General features: G+C 60.5%; 17 protein-coding genes and 1 tRNA gene. 15 read left to right on the forward strand and 3 right to left on the reverse strand.

Going from position 1 to position 18,320, the window contains the following annotated elements; translation table 11 throughout:
• The first annotated feature begins 25 nt into the window (after nucleotides 1-25).
• The 14 genes from nuoI to CR492_RS08755 all read left to right on the forward strand — a co-directional run bounded on the left by nuoI (nucleotide 26) and on the right by CR492_RS08755 (nucleotide 14,652).
• Nucleotides 26-514, forward strand: coding sequence for an NADH-quinone oxidoreductase subunit NuoI (gene nuoI / locus CR492_RS08695; RefSeq protein WP_102843348.1), 489 nt, complete (start codon nucleotides 26-28; stop codon nucleotides 512-514).
• A gap of 88 nt (nucleotides 515-602) precedes the next feature.
• On the forward strand, nucleotides 603-1,211 hold the full coding sequence (locus tag CR492_RS08700) for an NADH-quinone oxidoreductase subunit J (protein ID WP_102843349.1): 609 nt from the start codon (nucleotides 603-605) through the stop codon (nucleotides 1,209-1,211).
• A gap of 62 nt (nucleotides 1,212-1,273) precedes the next feature.
• Nucleotides 1,274-1,582: an NADH-quinone oxidoreductase subunit NuoK gene (nuoK, locus tag CR492_RS08705; protein WP_102843350.1), complete on the forward strand. Its 309-nt coding sequence runs from the start codon at nucleotides 1,274-1,276 to the stop codon at nucleotides 1,580-1,582.
• A 4-nt stretch (nucleotides 1,583-1,586) separates the two neighbouring features.
• Nucleotides 1,587-3,620 carry an NADH-quinone oxidoreductase subunit L gene (gene nuoL / locus CR492_RS08710; RefSeq protein ID WP_102843351.1) on the forward strand — a complete coding sequence of 678 codons (2,034 nt, stop codon included), beginning with the start codon at nucleotides 1,587-1,589 and terminating at the stop codon, nucleotides 3,618-3,620.
• On the forward strand, nucleotides 3,620-5,173 hold the full coding sequence (locus CR492_RS08715; RefSeq protein ID WP_102843352.1) for an NADH-quinone oxidoreductase subunit M: 1,554 nt from the start codon (nucleotides 3,620-3,622) through the stop codon (nucleotides 5,171-5,173). Before nuoL ends, CR492_RS08715 begins: the two co-directional genes overlap by 1 nt.
• A gap of 28 nt (nucleotides 5,174-5,201) precedes the next feature.
• Nucleotides 5,202-6,635: an NADH-quinone oxidoreductase subunit NuoN gene (gene nuoN, locus CR492_RS08720; protein WP_102843378.1), complete on the forward strand. Its 1,434-nt coding sequence runs from the start codon at nucleotides 5,202-5,204 to the stop codon at nucleotides 6,633-6,635.
• Between the two features lie 106 nt (nucleotides 6,636-6,741).
• Nucleotides 6,742-7,518: a biotin--[acetyl-CoA-carboxylase] ligase gene (locus CR492_RS08725; protein WP_280951531.1), complete on the forward strand. Its 777-nt coding sequence runs from the start codon at nucleotides 6,742-6,744 to the stop codon at nucleotides 7,516-7,518.
• 40 nt (nucleotides 7,519-7,558) lie between these two features.
• Entirely contained in the window at nucleotides 7,559-9,229 is a 1,671-nt protein-coding gene (locus CR492_RS08730) for a ribonuclease J (RefSeq protein WP_102843379.1), read from the forward strand.
• A gap of 77 nt (nucleotides 9,230-9,306) precedes the next feature.
• Nucleotides 9,307-9,711, forward strand: a complete 405-nt coding sequence (gene mce / locus CR492_RS08735; protein WP_102843354.1) for a methylmalonyl-CoA epimerase — start codon at nucleotides 9,307-9,309, stop codon at nucleotides 9,709-9,711.
• 132 nt (nucleotides 9,712-9,843) lie between these two features.
• Entirely contained in the window at nucleotides 9,844-10,095 is a 252-nt protein-coding gene (locus tag CR492_RS20470; protein WP_146030218.1) for a hypothetical protein, read from the forward strand.
• A 325-nt stretch (nucleotides 10,096-10,420) separates the two neighbouring features.
• Nucleotides 10,421-13,480, forward strand: coding sequence for a hypothetical protein (locus CR492_RS08745; protein WP_102843356.1), 3,060 nt, complete (start codon nucleotides 10,421-10,423; stop codon nucleotides 13,478-13,480).
• A gap of 76 nt (nucleotides 13,481-13,556) precedes the next feature.
• A tRNA-Val gene (locus CR492_RS08750) sits at nucleotides 13,557-13,631 on the forward strand.
• 238 nt (nucleotides 13,632-13,869) lie between these two features.
• Nucleotides 13,870-14,097: a hypothetical protein gene (locus CR492_RS20475; RefSeq protein ID WP_146030219.1), complete on the forward strand. Its 228-nt coding sequence runs from the start codon at nucleotides 13,870-13,872 to the stop codon at nucleotides 14,095-14,097.
• Between the two features lie 9 nt (nucleotides 14,098-14,106).
• Nucleotides 14,107-14,652 carry a hypothetical protein gene (locus tag CR492_RS08755; protein WP_102843357.1) on the forward strand — a complete coding sequence of 182 codons (546 nt, stop codon included), beginning with the start codon at nucleotides 14,107-14,109 and terminating at the stop codon, nucleotides 14,650-14,652.
• 345 nt (nucleotides 14,653-14,997) lie between these two features.
• On the opposite strand, the gene CR492_RS08760 is transcribed toward CR492_RS08755, so the two are convergent.
• The 3 genes from CR492_RS08760 to CR492_RS21365 are packed head-to-tail and all read right to left on the reverse strand — an operon-like array spanning nucleotide 14,998 to nucleotide 17,036.
• A complete protein-coding gene (locus tag CR492_RS08760; protein WP_102843358.1) occupies nucleotides 14,998-15,480 on the reverse strand; it encodes a DUF4411 family protein in 483 nt (160 codons plus the stop codon).
• A complete protein-coding gene (locus tag CR492_RS08765; RefSeq protein ID WP_102843359.1) occupies nucleotides 15,480-16,745 on the reverse strand; it encodes a helix-turn-helix domain-containing protein in 1,266 nt (421 codons plus the stop codon). The genes CR492_RS08760 and CR492_RS08765 overlap by 1 nt, the downstream gene beginning before the upstream one ends.
• A gap of 27 nt (nucleotides 16,746-16,772) precedes the next feature.
• Nucleotides 16,773-17,036 (reverse strand): type II toxin-antitoxin system RelB/DinJ family antitoxin, encoded by a 264-nt coding sequence (locus CR492_RS21365; RefSeq protein WP_102843360.1) that lies wholly within the window; start codon nucleotides 17,034-17,036, stop codon nucleotides 16,773-16,775.
• Nucleotides 17,037-17,389: 353 nt separating this feature from the next.
• On the opposite strand from CR492_RS21365, the gene CR492_RS20480 reads away from it, so the two are divergent.
• Nucleotides 17,390-18,319 carry a hypothetical protein gene (locus CR492_RS20480; RefSeq protein WP_146030220.1) on the forward strand — a complete coding sequence of 310 codons (930 nt, stop codon included), beginning with the start codon at nucleotides 17,390-17,392 and terminating at the stop codon, nucleotides 18,317-18,319.
• Nucleotide 18,320 lies beyond the last annotated feature (1 nt).

Below are 18,320 nucleotides of genomic sequence, written 5' to 3' on the forward strand. Positions count from 1 at the left end.
AAAATTCACTGCGAAAGGGACGGACATGAAGCTCGACCAGGCCGCCAAGGCTTTGTTCCTGTCGGAGTTCGTCGGCGCGTTTCTCCTGTCGATGCGCTATTTCTTCAAGCCGAAACCGACGCTGAACTATCCGCACGAGAAGAACCCGCAATCGCCGCGCTATCGCGGCGAGCACGCGCTGCGCCGCTATCCGAACGGCGAGGAGCGCTGCATCGCCTGCAAGCTGTGCGAGGCGATCTGCCCGGCGCAGGCGATCACCATCGAGGCGGGGCCGCGCCGCAACGACGGCACGCGCCGCACCACCCGCTACGATATCGATATGGTGAAATGCATCTATTGCGGCTTCTGTCAGGAGGCCTGCCCGGTTGACGCCATCGTCGAGGGGCCGAACGCGGAATTCTCGGTCGAGACGCGCGAAGAGCTTTACTACGACAAGGACAGGCTGCTCGAAAACGGCGCAAGGTGGGAGCGCGAGATTGCGCGGAACCTGGCGCTCGAAGCTCCATACCGGTGAGGCTGCGCCTGACCCTGCGGGAAGAGGCGTCGCCGGGGTCGCCGTGCGGCGAAGGACGACAGTGGGCGCGCTGCGCCGATGGGGATCTTTGATGATTGCGGCGCTGTTCTTTTATCTGTTTTCCGCGGTTCTGATCGCCTCCGCCTTTCTGGTGATCACATCGCGCAATCCGGTCCATTCGGTCCTGTTCCTGATCCTCGCCTTCTTCAATGCGGCGGGCCTGTTTCTGCTGCTTGGCGCTGAATTTCTGGCGATGCTGCTCGTCGTCGTCTATGTCGGCGCGGTTGCGGTGCTGTTCCTCTTCGTCGTGATGATGCTCGACGTCGATTTCGCCGAATTCAAGCAGGGTTTTATGCGCTATCTGCCGGTTGGCGGCGCGATCGGCGCGATTGTCCTGCTCGAACTCGTGCTGGTCGTCGGCGGCTGGCGGGTCGACGCCGCTTCGCTGGCCAATGTCGCCTCCCCGGCGCCGCCGGCCATGAGCAACACGCTCGCGCTCGGCCGGGTGCTCTATACGCAATACGCCTATCTGTTCATCGCGGCCGGCATGGTGCTGCTCACCGCCATGATCGGCGCGATCATCCTGACGCTGCATCACAAGGTCGGGATCAAGCGACAGGACGTTGCGGCGCAGAATGCGCGCACGCCCAAGGACGCGGTGGAGCTTCGCAAGAAGTCCTTCCGGCAGGGCGTCTGAGGGGCGATCAAGATGAAAATCGACATGATGAGCAACGATTCGCACCCGGCCGGACGAAAAAGATGATCCTTTCCCTCAGCCATTTCCTGATCGTCGCGGCGATGCTGTTCACCATCGGCGTCGCCGGCATCATCCTCAACCGGAAGAACATCATCGTCGTCCTGATGTCGGTCGAGCTGATCCTCCTGTCGGTCAATATCAACCTCGTGTCCTTCTCGAGCTTTTTCGGCGACCTCACCGGCCAGGTGTTCTCGCTGTTCATCCTGACCGTCGCCGCCGCGGAAGCCGCGATCGGCCTCGCCATTCTCGTCGCCTACTATCGCAATCGCGGCTCGATCGCGGTCGAAGACATCAACTTGATGAAGGGCTGAGCCGATGTATGCGGCAATCCTATTCCTTCCGCTCATCGGATTTCTGATCGCGGGACCGTTCGGACGACAGCTCGGCGCGCGGCCTTCGGAGCTGGTCACGACCAGCCTACTGTTCGTCGCGGCCCTGTTGTCCTGGATCGCCTTCGCCAATGTCGCGCTGGGCGAGGAGCCGGGCAGCGTCGCGCTGCTGGGCGAATGGTTCTCGTCCGGCGCGCTGCGCGCGGAATGGACGGTGCGGGTCGACAGTCTGACCGCAGTGATGCTTGTCGTCGTCACCACCGTGTCGGCGCTCGTGCATCTCTATTCGATCGGCTATATGAGCGATGATCCCTCGCGGCCGCGCTTCTTTTCCTATCTCTCGCTGTTTACCTTCGCCATGCTGGCGCTGGTCACCGCCGACAATCTTCTGCAGATGTTTTTCGGCTGGGAAGGCGTCGGCCTCGCATCCTATCTCCTGATCGGCTTCTGGTATCAAAAGCCCTCGGCCAACGCCGCCGCGATCAAGGCGTTCGTCGTCAACCGCGTCGGCGACTTCGGCTTCCTGCTCGGCATCTTCATGGTGTTCGTGCTGACCCGCTCGATCAATTTCGAGCAGATTTTCGCCGCGGCGCCGGGCCTCGCCAACACCACGATCCATGTCTTCGGCGCCGAGTGGGACGCCATGACGATTACCTGCTTGCTGCTGTTCATGGGCGCCATGGGCAAGTCAGCGCAGTTCCTGCTGCACACCTGGCTGCCGGACGCCATGGAGGGGCCGACCCCCGTGTCCGCCCTGATCCATGCCGCGACCATGGTCACCGCCGGCGTCTTCATGGTGGCGCGCCTCTCGCCCCTGTTCGAGCAGGCGCCGCATGCGCTGTCCTTCGTCATCTTCATTGGCGCGACCACGGCCTTTTTCGCCGCGACCGTCGGCCTCGTACAGAACGACATCAAGCGCGTCATCGCCTATTCGACCTGTTCACAGCTCGGTTATATGTTCGTCGCGCTCGGCGTCGGCGGCTATTCGATCGGCATTTTCCACCTCTTTACCCATGCCTTCTTCAAGGCGCTGCTGTTCCTTGGGGCCGGTTCGGTGATCGTCGCGATGCACCACGAGCAGGACATGCGCAACATGGGCGGGCTGTGGCGGAAAATCCCGTTTACCTTCGCCATGATGACGATCGGCACGCTGGCGCTGACCGGCTTTCCCTATACGTCCGGCTATTTCTCCAAGGACGCGATCATCGAGGCGGCCTATGCCTCGCATCGGCCGATGGCCTTCTACGGCTATCTCATGACTGTCATCGCCGCCGCGCTGACCTCCTTCTATTCCTGGCGGCTCGTGTTCCTGACCTTCTTCGGCAAGGCGCAATGGGCGGATGAGGGCCATGGCGCCGCGGCCCATTCGGTCGGCGCCGCCGCGGTCGCCGGCCACGCGCCGGACGCCCACGCCGCCGATGCGCATGACGACCATGGCCACCACGGTCCGCTCAATCCGCATGAAGCGCCGATCGTCATGCTGATCCCGCTCGCCGTCCTCGCCGTCGGCGCGCTCTTCGCCGGTCTCATTTTCCACAGCGACTTCATCGGCGAGGGTTTTAATGAATTCTGGAAGGGCTCGCTCTTCCTCGGCCCCGACAATCACATCCTGCATGAGATGGAGGAAATCCCCCATCTCGCCGCCCTGATGCCGACCATCATGATGGTCGCCGGATTCCTCATCGCGCTCTACATGTATATTCTGGCGCCAGCGACCCCCGCGCGGCTCGCCGCGGCGATGCCGGCGCTCTACCGCTTCCTGCTCAACAAATGGTATTTCGACGAGCTCTACGACAAGATCTTCGTCCGCCCGGCGTTCTGGCTCGGCAATCTGTTCTGGCGCGGCGGCGATGGCGCGATCATCGATCGCCTTGGTCCTGATGGCGTCGCCGCCCGGGTCGTCGACGTCACCGGCCGCGTCGTGAGGCTGCAGAGCGGCTATATCTACCATTATGCTTTCGCCATGCTGATCGGGCTCGCCGCCATCATCACCTGGTATATCGTCGGGGGTGTGCGCTGATGTTTGGCTTCGGCATTCTCTCTTGCATCGTCTTCCTGCCGCTGGTTGGCGCGGCTTTCATCCTCTGCCTGCGCGGCGAGGATGAAGCGACGCTGAACAACGCCCGCTGGGCCGCCTTCGCGACGACGGTGATCGTCTTCCTGCTTACCGTCTTCGCCTATGCGAAGTTCGATACGTCGTCGGCCGGGTTCCAGCTCGTCGAGCAAAAGGGCTGGTTCGGTTCGGGGCTCATCTACAAGCTCGGAGTCGACGGCGTCTCGATGCCCTTCGTGCTGCTGACCGGTTTCCTGATGCCGTTCTGCATCGCCGCCTCGTGGAAATCGATCACCTATCGCGTCAAGGATTATATGATCGCGTTCCTCGTGCTCGAGACCATGATGCTCGGCGTCTTCTGCGCGCTCGACCTCGTGCTGTTCTATCTGTTCTTCGAGGGCGGCCTCATACCGATGTTTCTCATCATCGGCATCTGGGGCGGCAAGCGGCGCGTCTACGCCAGCTTTAAGTTCTTCCTCTATACGCTCGTCGGCTCGCTTTTGATGCTGCTCGCCATCATGGCGATGTACGGTTTCGCCGGCACGACGGACATCGTCCAGCTGCTGGCGACGAGCTTCCCGGCCTCGATGCAGAAATGGCTGTTTCTCGCCTTCTTCGCCTCGCTGGCCGTCAAGATGCCGATGTGGCCGGTGCATACCTGGCTTCCGGACGCGCATGTCGAGGCGCCGACGGCGGGCTCGGTGATCCTCGCCGGCATCCTGCTCAAGATGGGCGGCTATGGCTTCATCCGCTTCTCGCTGCCGATGTTCCCCGACGCCTCTGCCTATTTCGCGCCGCTGATTTACGCGCTCTCGATCATCGCCATCATCTACACCTCGCTGGTCGCGCTGGTGCAGGAGGACATGAAGAAGCTGATCGCCTATTCCTCGGTGGCGCATATGGGATTCGTCACCATGGGCCTGTTCACCATGACGGAGCAGGGGGTGCAGGGCGCGATGTTCCAGATGATCTCGCATGGTCTCGTGTCGGGCGCGCTGTTCCTTTGCGTCGGCGTCGTCTACGACCGGATGCATACGCGCGAGATCGCGGCCTATGGCGGCCTCGTCGCCCGCATGCCGCTCTATGCCGTCGTCTTCATGATCTTCACCATGGCCAATGTCGGCCTGCCCGGCACATCCGGCTTCATCGGCGAATTTCTGACTCTTCTTGGCGGCTTCCGGGTCAACAGCTGGATCGGCCTTTTGGCGACGACGGGGGTTATCCTGTCGGCGGCCTATGCGCTGTTCCTCTACCGCCGCGTCGTCTTTGGCGTGCTCGACAAGCCGGCCTTGCGCAATATCCTCGATCTCTCGCCGCGCGAGGCGGCGATCTTCGCACCGCTGGTGGCGCTGACGCTTTATTTCGGCTTCCATCCGAAGCCGGTCCTCGATAGCTCGGCGGCGTCCGTCGCCGCGCTCATCCAGAATTACGACGCGGCGATCGCAAGGACGCGGACCGCCGAACTGACGCAAAATGAGGCGGCGCGCCGCATCGAACCCCGCACTGCCTCATCCGACTGAAGAATCGCGCTTTTTAAGGCTGCCGCACATGACGCCGCTCTCTCTCGCCCTCGCCCATTCCCTGCCGGAAGTGATTCTGGCCGTCGGCGTTCTTGGCCTCGTGCTCTATGGCGCGCTTCGCGGCAAGGCTTCGGACGGTCCGGTCACCGAAATCGCCGTTGGCCTTCTCGGCGCGGCGATCCTCGTCATTCTGCTCGGCTTCAAGGAACAGGCGATCCTGTTCGATGGGGCGGTGATCGACGACGGCTTCGGCCGCTTCATGAAGGTTCTGGCGCTGATCGGCTCGCTCACCGCGCTCGTCATGGGCCAGGATTTTCTCGCCCGTGAACGCATCGACAAATTTGAATTCCCGATTCTGGTGCTGCTCGCGACGCTCGGCATGATGGTTCTGATTTCCGCGCAGAACCTCATTTCGATGTATCTTGGCCTTGAGCTTATGTCGCTCGCCCTTTATGTCGTCGCCGCCTTCAATCGCGACGATCTTCGGGCCTCGGAAGCCGGCCTTAAATATTTCGTCCTCGGCGCGCTGTCGTCGGGGATGCTGCTCTATGGCGCCTCGCTGATCTATGGCTTTGCCGGAACGGTCGATTTCGCCGGCATCGCCGCGGCGACGCAGGGCCATGTCTCGATCGGAATCATCTTCGGCCTCGTGTTTCTGATGACCGGCCTCGCCTTCAAAATGTCGGCCGTGCCGTTCCACATGTGGACGCCCGACGTCTATGAAGGCGCGCCCACTCCTGTCACCGCCTTCTTCGGATCGGCGGTCAAGATGGCCGCGGTGGCGATCACGGTGCGCGTCCTGATGACCGCCTTTCCCGGCGCCGAGGCGCAATGGCGTCAGATCATCGTCTTCATTTCGATCCTCTCCATGGCGCTCGGCGCTTTCGCGGCGATCGGCCAGACCAATATCAAGCGGCTGATGGCCTATTCGGCAATCGGTCATGTCGGCTTCGCCCTTGTCGGCCTCGCCGCCGGCACGCAGGAGGGCGTCTTCGGCGTCATGGTCTATATGGCCATCTATCTCGTCATGACGCTCGGCAGCTTTGCGGCGATTCTGTCGATGCGCGTCGCCGGCCATGCGGTCGAGCAGATTTCGGATCTCTCCGGGCTCGCCAAGAACAATCCGCTGATGGCGTTCTTCTTCGCGATGCTGATGTTCTCGCTTGCCGGCATTCCGCCGCTCGCGGGCTTCTTCGCCAAATGGTATGTGTTCAACGCCGCCATTCAGGCTCATCTCTATCCGCTCGCCGTCATCGGCGTGCTGTCGAGCGCGGTCGCCGCCTACTATTATCTGCGCGTTGTGAAGATCATGTATTTCGACGAGGCCGCCCCGGCCTTCGATCCGCCGACGCCAGCCCTGCGCGTCGTGCTTGCCATAACGAGCCTGTTTGTGCTGTTCTTGTTCGCTTATCCGGCTCTGTTCATCGACGCTACGGCGACGGCGGCCAAGTCTTTGTTCTAGAACGATTTAGCTTCGACGTCGCGCTTGCGGCAAAAAAAGCTGGGGCGACTCGTCCGGCGCTGCGCCGCCGGGAAGAGCGCCCGCATGCTCGAATTGGTGGGTTATTCTGTCGCATCTTGCAAGATCGGTTGAAGCATCGGGTTTCCGGCTATCCGTCCACGGCGAACTCGGATCGACCAATGACGAGGCGCTGGCGCGCGCGCGGGCTGGCGATCCTGGTCGCCTCTGGATTGTCGCCGAGCGCCAGACCAGCGGGCGCGGCCGGCTTGGCCGCAGCTGGACGTCGGAGCCCGGCAATCTTTTCGCAAGCCTCCTGCTGATCGATCCGGCGCCGCTCGCCCGCGCTCCAGAACTCGGCTTTGTCGCGAGCCTCGCGCTTGCCGTCGCGCTGGGACGACTGCTCGGCGCGGATCCGGGCCTTAAAATCAAATGGCCCAACGACATTCTGTATAAGGGCGCCAAAATTGCCGGCGTCCTGCTCGAGGGCGTCACGATGGACGCCGGCGTCGGCTGCGTCGCCGGAATCGGCGTCAATTGCGCCTCGCACCCCTCGGACACGCTTTATCCGGCCAGCGACCTTGGCGCGATCGCCGGCCGCGCTATTTCGCCCGAGACGGTGCTCGAGGCGTTGGCCGCGGAAATGGCGCGTTGGCTCGCCGTTTGGGCGCAAGAGGGCGGTTTTGTCCTCATTCGCGCCGAATGGCTGAAACGCGCGGCGGGCGTTGGCGAGCAGATCAAGGTTTTCCGCGGCGAGGTCGCGACCGATGGCGTTTTCCGCGGGATCGACGCTGCCGGACGACTCCTCCTCGACGGCGCGGCCGGCGAAATCGTGATCGAGGCCGCCGATGTCTTCCTCGGCGCGCAGCCGGCGCGCCTGTCGTGACGACGTCGACAAAGCCGCAGCAAAAGAAAGGTATTCATTGATGAATGCGGCAAATGACGAGCTCGTCTTCGCGCCGCTTGGAGGGTTGGGCGAGATCGGCATGAACCTCGCCCTTTACGGCTTCGGCCCGAAGGGCCGGATGAAATGGCTGATGGTCGACTGCGGCATCGCCTTCGCGGGCCCCGAGCATGCCGGCATCGACATCATCATTCCGGACGTCTCCTTCATCGAGAAGATGCGCGAGGATCTGGTCGGGCTGGTCATCACCCATGCCCATGAGGATCATATCGGCGCCGTCGCCGACATCTGGCCGAAGCTTGGCTGCCCTCTCTATGCAACGCGCTTCGCTGCCGAACTGCTGCGCACGAAACGTCTGTCGGAGCCTGGCGCGCCGGAGGTTCCGATCGAGGTCGTGCCGCAGGGCGGACATATCAAAGTCGGCCCCTTCGCCGTCGAATTCATCGCCATGGCGCATTCGATCCCGGAAAGCTGCGCCCTGGCGATCCGGACGCCGCTCGGCACGGTGATCCATTCCGGCGACTGGAAGATCGACGCCGAGCCCGGTCTTGGCGCGCCGACCGACGCCAGGCGACTGTCTGAAATCGGCGATGAAGGCGTGCTCGCGCTGATCTGCGATTCGACCAACATCCTGCGCGAGGGAATAAGCCCCTCGGAGGGCGAGGTCGCACGAACATTGCGCGAGGTGATCGCGGGTTCGACCGGGCGCGTCGTCGTCACGACCTTCGCCTCCAATGTCGCGCGCATTCGCGCCGTGGCCCTCGCCGCGGCGGCGGCCGGCCGCAGCGTCGTCCTTGCCGGGCGCGCCATGGAGCGGGTCGTCGCGGTCGCGCGTGACTGCGGCTATCTCGACGGCGTGCCGGATTTCTTCGGCATCGACGCCTTCGCCCATTTGCCGCGCGACCGGGTGGCCCTGATCGCGACCGGAAGCCAGGGCGAGCCGCGCGCGGCCATCGCCCGCATTTCCGAAGGCGAGCATCCTGCGATCTCGCTGACCGCCGGCGACAAGGTGATATTTTCCTCGCGGACGATCCCCGGCAATGAGCGCGAGGTGGGGCGCATCATCAATAATTTCATCCGCTCCGGCATAGAGATCGTCACCGATCGCAACGCGCTGGTGCACGCCTCCGGCCATCCGCGCCGGGGCGAGGTGTCGCAGCTTTACGGCTGGGTGCGGCCGCAAATCGCAATCCCGGCGCACGGCGAGGACCTTCATCTCGCCGAACATGCGATTTTCGCGCGGGCGATGGGCGTGCCTCATGTCATCCCGGCGCGCAATGGCGATATCGTCGCGCTGGCCCCCGGACAGGCGGCGATCGTCGGCGAGGCGCCGTCCGGCCGGCTGCTCAAGGACGGCAATATCTTCGTCTCGGCGACCGACGAGGCGCCGCGGATGCGCCAGAAACTCGCGGCCTCGGGCATCATCACCATCGCCCTCGCGGTGACCGCGAAGGGCGATCTTGCCGGCGTGCCGGATGTGATGACCGCCGGCATTCCGACACGAGGGCATGGCGGCGCCCCGATGGACGCCATTGTCGACGACGCCATGTTCCAGACCTTCGATCATCTGCCGCGGCAAAAGCGGCGCGACGCCGACGTTGTTTCGAGCGCGATCGAAAAGGCCGTCCGTAACGCGGTCGCCCAAGCCTGGGGCAAGCGCCCTTCCGTGCATGTGCTCGTTGTCGAAATATGACCTTTGACGCAATTGCCGCCGCAGGTCCGCGCCGGTAATCACGTCTAGGATCAAAGAATCGAGCGAGGGGCGCCCGCATGATCGGACGACTGAATCACGTCGCGATCGCGGTGAAAGAGCTCGGTCCGGCGGCGGCGCAATATCGTAACGCCCTTGGCGCCAAGGTGAGCGAACCCGAGCCTTTGCCCGAACATGGCGTTACAGTGGTCTTCATCACGCTGGACAACGCCAAGATCGAGCTGCTCGAGCCGCTGGGCGCGGCCTCGCCGATCGCCGATTTCGTCGCGCGCAACCCGAAGGGGGCGATTCACCACATTTGCTATGAGGTGGAGGATATTCTCGCCGCGCGGGACCGGCTGCAGGCGAGCGGCGCGCGCGTGCTCGGCGGCGGCGAGCCGAAAATCGGCGCGCATGGCAAGCCGGTGCTGTTTCTTCATCCCGGCGATTTTTCTGGAACGTTGATAGAACTTGAGCAGGCCTGAGCGCCGCGTTATGAAAACATTTCGCGAACCTCTTGTGGTATCGAACAAAATGTGAACAAATATCACTCAGCAGTTGTAGGCGCGCCCGAATCGATGCAAAGGGGAGCGCGCGCTTTGGTTGAGTGATTCGCGATGGTTCGTTCTTTCCAAGCGTTTTTGGATGCCGTTGCGGCGCCGCTGCGGCATAGGGCTGAGGCGGCGGCCGAAGCCGAACGCATGATCGCCTGCTATGACGATCGCGCCTATTTCGAAGCGCGCGACCGGGCCAAGGGCCGCTGCATCGACGGCGACGGGTCGACGCGTCACTGGACGCGCGTCAAGCGTGAAATCGCCAGACGGCAAAATATCTCCATTGGCCTCGCCGGCGCCGACCTTCGCGCCTAAAGCGATTCTTGTCGCGCGAATGATCCCATTTGGTCGGACAGCGCTCTGAAGCGCGACGGTCAGGCGCCCGGCTTCGCCGCTGCAAAGCTCTTTCTCATTGGCCTTCCTTGCGCGTCGTCGTGACCGCCCGGCGCGGCGAAGCGGGCGGCCCTGGCGCAGGCGGGCGGCCGTCCTATTGAATAGAGAAAATGTGATGATCGTCGGCGCGGTCCCGCCGCTATCCTGAAGCAAGCTCAAAATGGCGGACCGAACGCGCGGCCATGGCGGAAGCTGAGCGCGGCGGGCGTCGGTCTGACCGAGCCTCCGGCGACCAGGATAGTCAAGCATGCAGAAATTGGGGCTCATCGCTGGCATCTGCGCCGCGTTCATCTTTGCCGGCGCAAAGGCCGCGCCGGCGGCGCCTGTCGCCGACGCCTATTTCTCCGCGAACGGGCGCGATGCGCGCGGCGATGCAATTGGCGCCGATTGCACAAAATCTGCGCCTTGCGCCAGCGTTCGCAAGGCCCTCGATTTTCTCAAGGCCAATGTCGCCCGCAACCCGGATCGCGATTATACGCTGGCCTTCAGCGACCGCGGCGGTCCGTTCGTCCTTGACGACACGCTGCTGTTCACGACGGCGCACACGCCTGCGCCGGGCCATTTCGCCAATCTGATCGGCTTTCCGGGCGAGACTCCGGTCTTCAGCGGCGGCACGGATATTTCGGGGTCGTTCAAGGCGGAGACGCTGCCGACGAATGGCGCGCCGGCCTGCGTATCGCGCTGGCTCGCGCCTTATGCGCCCCTGACCAACGCCAATAAAACCTCCTGGCGCTATGTCGGCGTGATGTGGGTCGATGGGCGCCGCGTGCAGCAGGTCATCAGTCCGCGCAAGGGCAATCCATGGAAGGTCATTCCCGGCGCGCCGGGAAGCCCCGTCGGGGCAAGCGTCCCCTCGATCCTGACGGCGACGTTTAGCGCCGGCAAGCCGGAAATTGCGGTCAGCGATCTGTCGAAAATCGGCGATGTCGGCGAGACGATTGGCTTTGATTCCAGCGTCGGCTCCTTCAAATGGATCATCCGCTACTGGATCTTGAGCAAGAGCGCCGCGGCCGGAAGCGGGACGGTTACGCTTGCTGGCGCTCCGAACGGGGCGCCCAGAATCGCCTCCGACAGCGGGACGTCGATTGTTCAGGATCCGGTTCAATCGACGAACGCCGGCGACAGGACGCGGATCGGCGGCGCCAACCGATTTCCCGTCAACGGCGATGACGCGCTCAGCGCCTACAATCAGACGGATGTGAAGATCCAGCTGCCCGGCTCAGCCTCGCAGTCTTCGCTCGTGCCGGTCGAGGCCGCAGAGGCCGGCATGGTCACGCTGAACAGCCATCTGCATGCGTGGCCGAAGATCTATGGCGGAACGGCCTACCGCGTCTGGAACCGCTTTGAGGATCTTGGCGCGGGCGGCTACGCCGGCGAACTCTATACCGACCGGACGACCGGCGCGATTTATTACACGCCGCGGCGCGGCGAGGATTGCGCCTCGATCAAGGTCGTGATCCCGCGCCTCAAGCAATTGCTGCGGATTTCCAACGCGAAGGCCGACATTGCCCGCGCCGGGGGCAAGACAGGCGCGTTGGTCGGCAACCTCAACATCGCTGGCATTTCGTTCCAGCATACCAACAGCACAGTATTTACCGGCGAAAATGATCTTGCCGGCGCGACCGGCGGCTTCATGGGCACACCTTCCGCGACCGTGTTGACGCTGACGCCGTCGGTTGTCACAATCGGAGCAAAGCAGGTCGTCTTCGACGGGATCGAAGTCGCCCATTCCGGCGGCGCCGGCCTCTACATGGCGTTCGGATCCTCGCATATCACATTGAAGAACAGCCGCATCCACGAGGCCGGCGGCACGCTTGTCGGCTCCGGCTCGGCGGTGGAGTATTACCTCAAATATCAGCACAATAACGACGCTGGCTATTACGGCGTCAGCGACTTCGGTCCCTCCACCAAATCGAGCCGCGCCGATCTCTCGGGCTGCTGCCAGACGCTGCATAACAACTTCATCTTCGGCGCGGGCGAGGTCTCGACCGGCGCAAGCTGCGTTTCTTTCGCCGGGCTGCTCAAATATGATGTGACCCATAACACTATTCACGACTGCACCAGCTTCGGCCTCGCCAACGCCCAAAGCCATGTGGAGCGAGGCGCGCCTTATTTCAGCGGCTTGTACGATCCCTATTCCTATGAGTCGAATATTTCCCACAATGAAATCTATTATTGCGGATATGAGACAAATCTCGACGGCGTCTCGGTTCCAGGTTCGTCGATGGCGAACGACTTCGGCTGTCTCTACAGCAATGGACCGGTCGATGGCGCAGGCGATGGAACGCAGCAGGGTCTCACCATCAGCTACAATAGCGTCCATGACGTGAGTTCAGGCGCCTATCAAACCGTGATCTGGAACGGTCGGGTCAGGCCGCATGGCTACGATGGCGTGCTCGACTACCATGACGGCAATATTTCCTTTGGCCTCACAGTGCATCACAATCTGTTCTACAATCGGGCCACGGTGAATGGATATACGCCCTACGGGAATCGGCTTGCCCAACATACAGGCAATTTGCGCGGCAAGATCTACAATAACATCTTCGCCGGCGTCTTTCCGGAAGGCTACGTCTATGGCGCCGACTATGCGGTCCAGCTTACCGTCCCGCCCTGGAATTTCAGGTGGTTCACCGGCGAGCGCTGGGGCGAACCGAGTTGCGGGCTCGCCGAAAAACAAAGCTGCTATGTCATCAACAACGGCGTGCTCTACGTGCTCAGGGCCGTCTGCGACAAGGCTGCGCCATGCATTGCGGGCGACAGGCCGCCAAGCTGCGCGCCGGGAGAGACATGCTCGGATGGCGCGCTGAACTGGACCGCTTTGCAGACGCTTTATGATCCGGTCCTGACCGCAACGCGGAATATCTTTGCCTGGCAAGTCGTCAATTCGCAAAAAGCGGGCGCGCCGCAAAACGGAAACGAGGTCCCGCCTTCCAGCCAATTCTTCAAATATGATTTCAATCTCTATTATCAGGCGGGCGCGACGCTGGTCGACTATGTGCGCCTCGGTAAGCCGCCGACGAGCTTTGCCGACTGGCGGACCCTCTACGGACAGGACGTCCATTCGATCGTCAACGAGGATCCGAATTTCACCGATCTCGCCAATGGCGATTTCAATTTCCGGACAGAGGGGCGCGGCGCGCCTTGCAAGGGCGGGCGCGGGGGCGTCTCTCCGGCCTGCGCGCTCGGCTTTGAGCCGTGGGACTATAGCGATGTCGGCGCGCGGGAAGGCGACGGGCAGGCCATCGCCGAAGATTCGCGCTCCGGCGCGCCGGCGAAGGCCTCGTCGCGAACCGATCGCCCTTGACTTCGCTTCGGCGCTCCGTAAGAAGAGCGGCGGCGCAGCAGACGCAGCGTAGCGTGCGTCACAGTCAGCGCAAAGCGGGCGCGTAGCTCAGCGGGAGAGCACTCCCTTCACACGGGAGGGGTCACAGGTTCAATCCCTGTCGCGCCCACCATTAAATCAAAGACTTAGACGATCTTTCAAACATTACCCTTGCCGCTGGGTAGCACCTGGGCAGCACGGGATTTAGGGCTCCGGTCGGCGTTCTGTATGATGCCGATGGCCTTCTGAATACCAGCCTGTCTCTCGAATATGAACCTGCAAGTAAGCCAATTTAGCAAATACGAGGGGCGCGGCGCAATTGATTGGGCCGCAAGCTAAGCGATAGATTTCAATTTCTAAGGGAAAATATGATGGCCAATATTCCTACTCCAGAAGAGAACGCGCGACATGTCCTGACAATTTTCAGAGGCCATGGAGTTCGCGCAGGCGAAATGCTAATGCAACAAAATTTTATGCCAAGCAAAGCCTGGTCTGCCGACGATATTGCCCATGGTCTGAAGTTTGCCATAGGCTGCGGCTGGGTTGAATTCAAAAATACGCACTTTTTTCTGACGGAAGCTGGTTTCAAGGAAATCTAGATCGAGCAATTGCTCGGCACCCACACCTCCGTCGCCCTCAAGCGAGAGACCGCTCCGGCGTTTGTCGAGGCGGCCTTCAATCCGCAGCAGGCGACGGATCGCCTCTTAGCCTCCAAGGAAGGGAAAGTTGTAGCTGCCGGCGCCGCCCGTCCGGCTATAGCCGAACAGACTGGACAGGGTGGATGCGCGAAGTGTTTTGCCAGAACTGGTAGCCGGGGCCTTGATGCCAATGCCGCCGAGGCGGCCGGCGAGCGCCTCGTCAAACTCTATTGCAGCGCGACGTCGACCCAGGGTGGGGGGCGTGACCACAGCCGAGGAGAAGACGCTGTGAACAGCGGCGAGGAGAATTGCGCGAGCTCATTCGCGGCGGCCCACTTGATCGGCGCGCGTTTCGGCGACCGCTTCTTCGATCGGGCAACGGATCGGTCTTCGTTGCGGAAAGTAAGAGCGGCAAGATGCCCGCCGCCAGTCGTCGGCTGGCGCGTCGCGCTGTACGAGCGGCCTTCGGCCGGCGAGAAAAGGGCACTCTGTTTACCTACGCTGGCCGCAAATTAAAGGCCGCCGCCTCCCGGCGTGAGTTCAAGGGGGCGGTTGCCCGCCCGAGCTCAGCGGACACTACGCTTCACGAATTGCGCCACTCCCAACGCCATACAATGTCCGCATGGGCATTCCCCTGATAGTGTAGCGCAGGCGCCCGCCCATTACGACGCCCGCATAGCTGAAATACACTATGAACGGAGGCCGGGGTAGGGGCACGGTTTCATAGAGCAGCGCCTTCAATTGCGCTATATACAAGAAGTTAGCGGCAGGCTGGGATGAAGGCCTCAGGCACGCGCCTAACACTTAGAAATAAAGGCCAATATTGATCAGATGTTTTAAATCCTTAACATCTTAATGGCATTACTTTGTGCTGAAGCCTAGAGCTTTGTATAGATCAAAGTCTCTCATCCAGGAGACGCCGACGCTGTTGCAAACATCGGGAACTTTTCGGTTGGCGCGTTGCTTGCTTGGCGCTGAGACCTCCTTGGTGACAACAAAACGACCTTCCCGCGCAAGGCCATACGCTACCAAAAAAGGGTCTTGGCCGACTTTTTCCAGCTCGCTATCAGTCAAGTTCGGGCCGTAGCCCGTTGCAAGGACGTGTTCGACCAAATCCTGATCGACCTCCTCGTCGAGGACAAAATGCTGCTTTACGGAAGTAGCGCAGACCCACTCACGCAAGGGGCCTTTCGAGATCGCAATTTCTTGATGAATTTCGAGCGGCATTTTCACAAGGTTGGCAGCCGCTTGCGCCAACAACCAATCCCAGAATTGAGGAACTTGGTCGATGCCATAATAGTCTTCGTGGGCTCGGATCAACACGTTTGCATCGAGAAGGTGCACTAAATCTTGCTCCCGAAGTCGGGAACCACGGCTCCGCGTCTGCTCTCGAACCGGCGCAGAAGTGGCTCCACCGAACCGGGGTTAACACCAAGGACTTTAGCTGCCTTAGTGTGGCTCAGCTCATTGTTTCTCACTGTCCGCCGCACAAGGTCGACCAGCGCATTGCCCAGCTTAAATTGTTTGACCACATAATATGACGGGCCACCTTCTGTTTCATTAGCCTTGCTCTTGTCTTTTAGCTTAATGGCGTGCCAACGCGCGGCGTAAGTCGCCTGCAGCTCGCGATAGACTGTCGGGGTGATCCAACCAAGCCGATTAAGTCGGTAGGCCACCATGGGTTCGCTAACGCTCCACGACGCGGCAATCCTCTCGATCTCGTGCATGACAGCATTTCTGTCGGCCTTGAAGTCATTCGATTTTTCTGAAGGAAAAGCGCTGTCGGGCAGCAGAAAAGCGCCGGCCACATCGTTACAAAACTGCTCGATTTTGCTTATCGCAGCTCGCGGTTCGCCCACGTAGGGGGTGCCGCTCACGCCAGTCTGTCCAAGCCAAATATGGGCCAGTTCGTGCAGCAGAGTGAACGCGCGTGCCGACTTAGCGTCCTGGTCATTGATGACGACGAAAGGAGCGATCCTGTCCGCTATCGTGAAGCCCCTGAATACAGTCTCGCTGATGGCGGAATGGTGCGATCCTAGATCGCCCACGAGGAGAACAAAGACGCCTATTCGCTCGGCGCGGTTGCGCAGTTCGCGGAAGAAGTCATCAGGCGAGCCGTTTCTCCCATCCTTGCGACCTTCCGAGACGCCAAGGGCTTTGGAAATACTCTCGACGACAGAGGGTACACCATCCCTGATATTTCTGGAGCCGACGAAGGCTAGAGGCTCAACGTCTTCTTCGTCCTCCCGAAGACTTCTAACCATCTCCTGCCGAGCGTGTATATCGCGCAGTAGGGCGTCGAGCATCGCATTTTCACGATTTGAGACGTTCCCCGTCAGTGTACGGAAATCTTCGCCTCTCTCTCCTTTCTGAGGAGGTTGCTTCATATAGAATGTGATGAGAGGGCGACGGTAAACAGCGGCAAATTTGGCGAGCTGGCTCCGCGTTGGAAACTTCGCTCCCGTCTCCAGTTCCTCAAGTTTATCGGCAGCTGAAATCGTCTCGGTCGATGCAATACCAAGCCGCGTGGCTGCATCGTCAAGGGACAGACCTGCCGACTTTCTCGCCCACGCGAGAATGTCCGAATTGATGTTTTCAGCTTTCGCCATCACGGCGCACCCTTGACCAAACCCTACCTATGGCGTTGAGCCCACACGCGGGGCAACCATTTTGTCCCGAGCGCCCTTAAACCTTCTGCCCCTCCTATATGCGTAGCTCGCGACATGGGCCTTCTCTTTCGGCACATTTAGATGAAATGGTAGCGCCTTCTCGGCAGCCACCTTCATCAGCATGATCCGAATGGCGTCGGAAACCGTCAGGCCCATATCGGCCAACACGGCAGCCGCGGCGTCCTTGACATACCCGTCTATCCGAGCCCGCACTACGCTATCTGTCCCCATTGCAAAATCCCTTTCGTAGTTACAATGTAGCTACAAAGGGGAAATATGCCACGCATTTAAGGTCGGCCGCCGAAACTTTTAGGAAGCGGAAGCGCTGCGTCTCTTGAGGCGCAAACATATCTGGGAGCGCGCGGCTTACAACTGCCCGTGTGCCGGCGGCGGGGGTTGAGGCAGTTAAGTCACTCGCGAGCAAATTCTAAATTAATTAAGTCGGTGATGGTTGCATCGCAGGGTTCTTCGTCTAGACTTAATTTATGCATTTCAGTCAATTGGACGCGCAGAGTATTTCATGCCGTCAATGCGAGCGCGGCGTGGCCGCATTGGGAAATTAATTAATAAAATGGAGCAATTTCATGCGCCGTTTTTTCATTTTGTGCCTAACATTATTACCTCTTTTTGGATGTGCGTCTTCGCAGTTAAATTATAATGCGCTAGACATTGCTGCTAACACAGATACTTTGCTAACAAGACAAGTATTATATAATTTATCTAACTTCATCGATAATGAGTTTGCGATCCCTGCTCAGATTGTCGTCTCGTCCGGTGTAGCTTCGACGACTAATACTATATCACCTGGATTAACTGCCCCCCTTACAAGCAGCTTCAACCTCGCTCAGGCTGCCGCACTTGCTGCTACGGGTTTTAGCGGCGGCAATACATGGACTACCACTACGGCTGCCGCTGGCGGTACTCTGAGCGGAACCAATGCTGCAGCGCAAAATTACGGGTTCTCCTTGGTCACAGACCCATTCGTTCTGCACCGTCTCCTCGCGCTCTATCGCTTTGCTGTTGATGGCAACGAAAAGGCTCTGATCGAGGCGTATCCTTTAGTCCAAAAGTCAATTTCTCTATCTCAGAATACGTGCATAAATACTGAATTTAATGCCAAGCTTGGGTGTGCCAAATCAGAAAGAGAGATAACTGGTACAAAAAGCTTCTCTACAGTGGTCCCTGATGAATATTATTTGAAATATCCGGTATGTGTAGTTTGTATCCCAACTAATAAAGGGCATTCTTTCAGGAATCTTGATGGGGTGGTGCTTGAGGTAAACCATTATTTCCAGGGGCGCTGGCTACACTGGCGCAAGCTGGCAGTCGTGAGCGGACGAGACGACAATTACAGCCCCGGAGACGTGTATATTGGACAATCAGGCAGGTACGAGCTTTTTGTCAGTAGGAACGCGCCTCTCGCATATCAGCAATTTGTCCTTGGTGTCCTCGCCGCGACTACAGAGTCCGCAACATCAGCCCGGCGGCGGCGGCTGATGTTGCGGACTCTGTAGT

Origin of the sequence: Methylocella silvestris, from assembly GCF_002891535.1 — a bacterium.
In the GTDB taxonomy this organism is placed as follows: domain Bacteria; phylum Pseudomonadota; class Alphaproteobacteria; order Rhizobiales; family Beijerinckiaceae; genus Methylocapsa; species Methylocapsa silvestris_A.

Coding starts and splice junctions, on each gene's coding strand:
- nuoI (WP_102843348.1), top strand. CDS start 26: ATGAAGCTCGACCAGGCCGCCAAGGCTTTGTTCCTGTCGGAGTTCGTC.
- nuoK (WP_102843350.1), top strand. CDS start 1,274: ATGATCCTTTCCCTCAGCCATTTCCTGATCGTCGCGGCGATGCTGTTC.
- nuoL (WP_102843351.1), top strand. CDS start 1,587: ATGTATGCGGCAATCCTATTCCTTCCGCTCATCGGATTTCTGATCGCG.
- CR492_RS08715 (WP_102843352.1), top strand. CDS start 3,620: ATGTTTGGCTTCGGCATTCTCTCTTGCATCGTCTTCCTGCCGCTGGTT.
- nuoN (WP_102843378.1), top strand. CDS start 5,202: ATGACGCCGCTCTCTCTCGCCCTCGCCCATTCCCTGCCGGAAGTGATT.
- CR492_RS08730 (WP_102843379.1), top strand. CDS start 7,559: ATGAATGCGGCAAATGACGAGCTCGTCTTCGCGCCGCTTGGAGGGTTG.
- mce (WP_102843354.1), top strand. CDS start 9,307: ATGATCGGACGACTGAATCACGTCGCGATCGCGGTGAAAGAGCTCGGT.
- CR492_RS20470 (WP_146030218.1), top strand. CDS start 9,844: ATGGTTCGTTCTTTCCAAGCGTTTTTGGATGCCGTTGCGGCGCCGCTG.
- CR492_RS08745 (WP_102843356.1), top strand. CDS start 10,421: ATGCAGAAATTGGGGCTCATCGCTGGCATCTGCGCCGCGTTCATCTTT.
- CR492_RS20475 (WP_146030219.1), top strand. CDS start 13,870: ATGGCCAATATTCCTACTCCAGAAGAGAACGCGCGACATGTCCTGACA.
- CR492_RS08765 (WP_102843359.1), bottom strand. CDS start 16,745: ATGGCGAAAGCTGAAAACATCAATTCGGACATTCTCGCGTGGGCGAGA.
- CR492_RS21365 (WP_102843360.1), bottom strand. CDS start 17,036: ATGGGGACAGATAGCGTAGTGCGGGCTCGGATAGACGGGTATGTCAAG.
- CR492_RS20480 (WP_146030220.1), top strand. CDS start 17,390: ATGCGCCGTTTTTTCATTTTGTGCCTAACATTATTACCTCTTTTTGGA.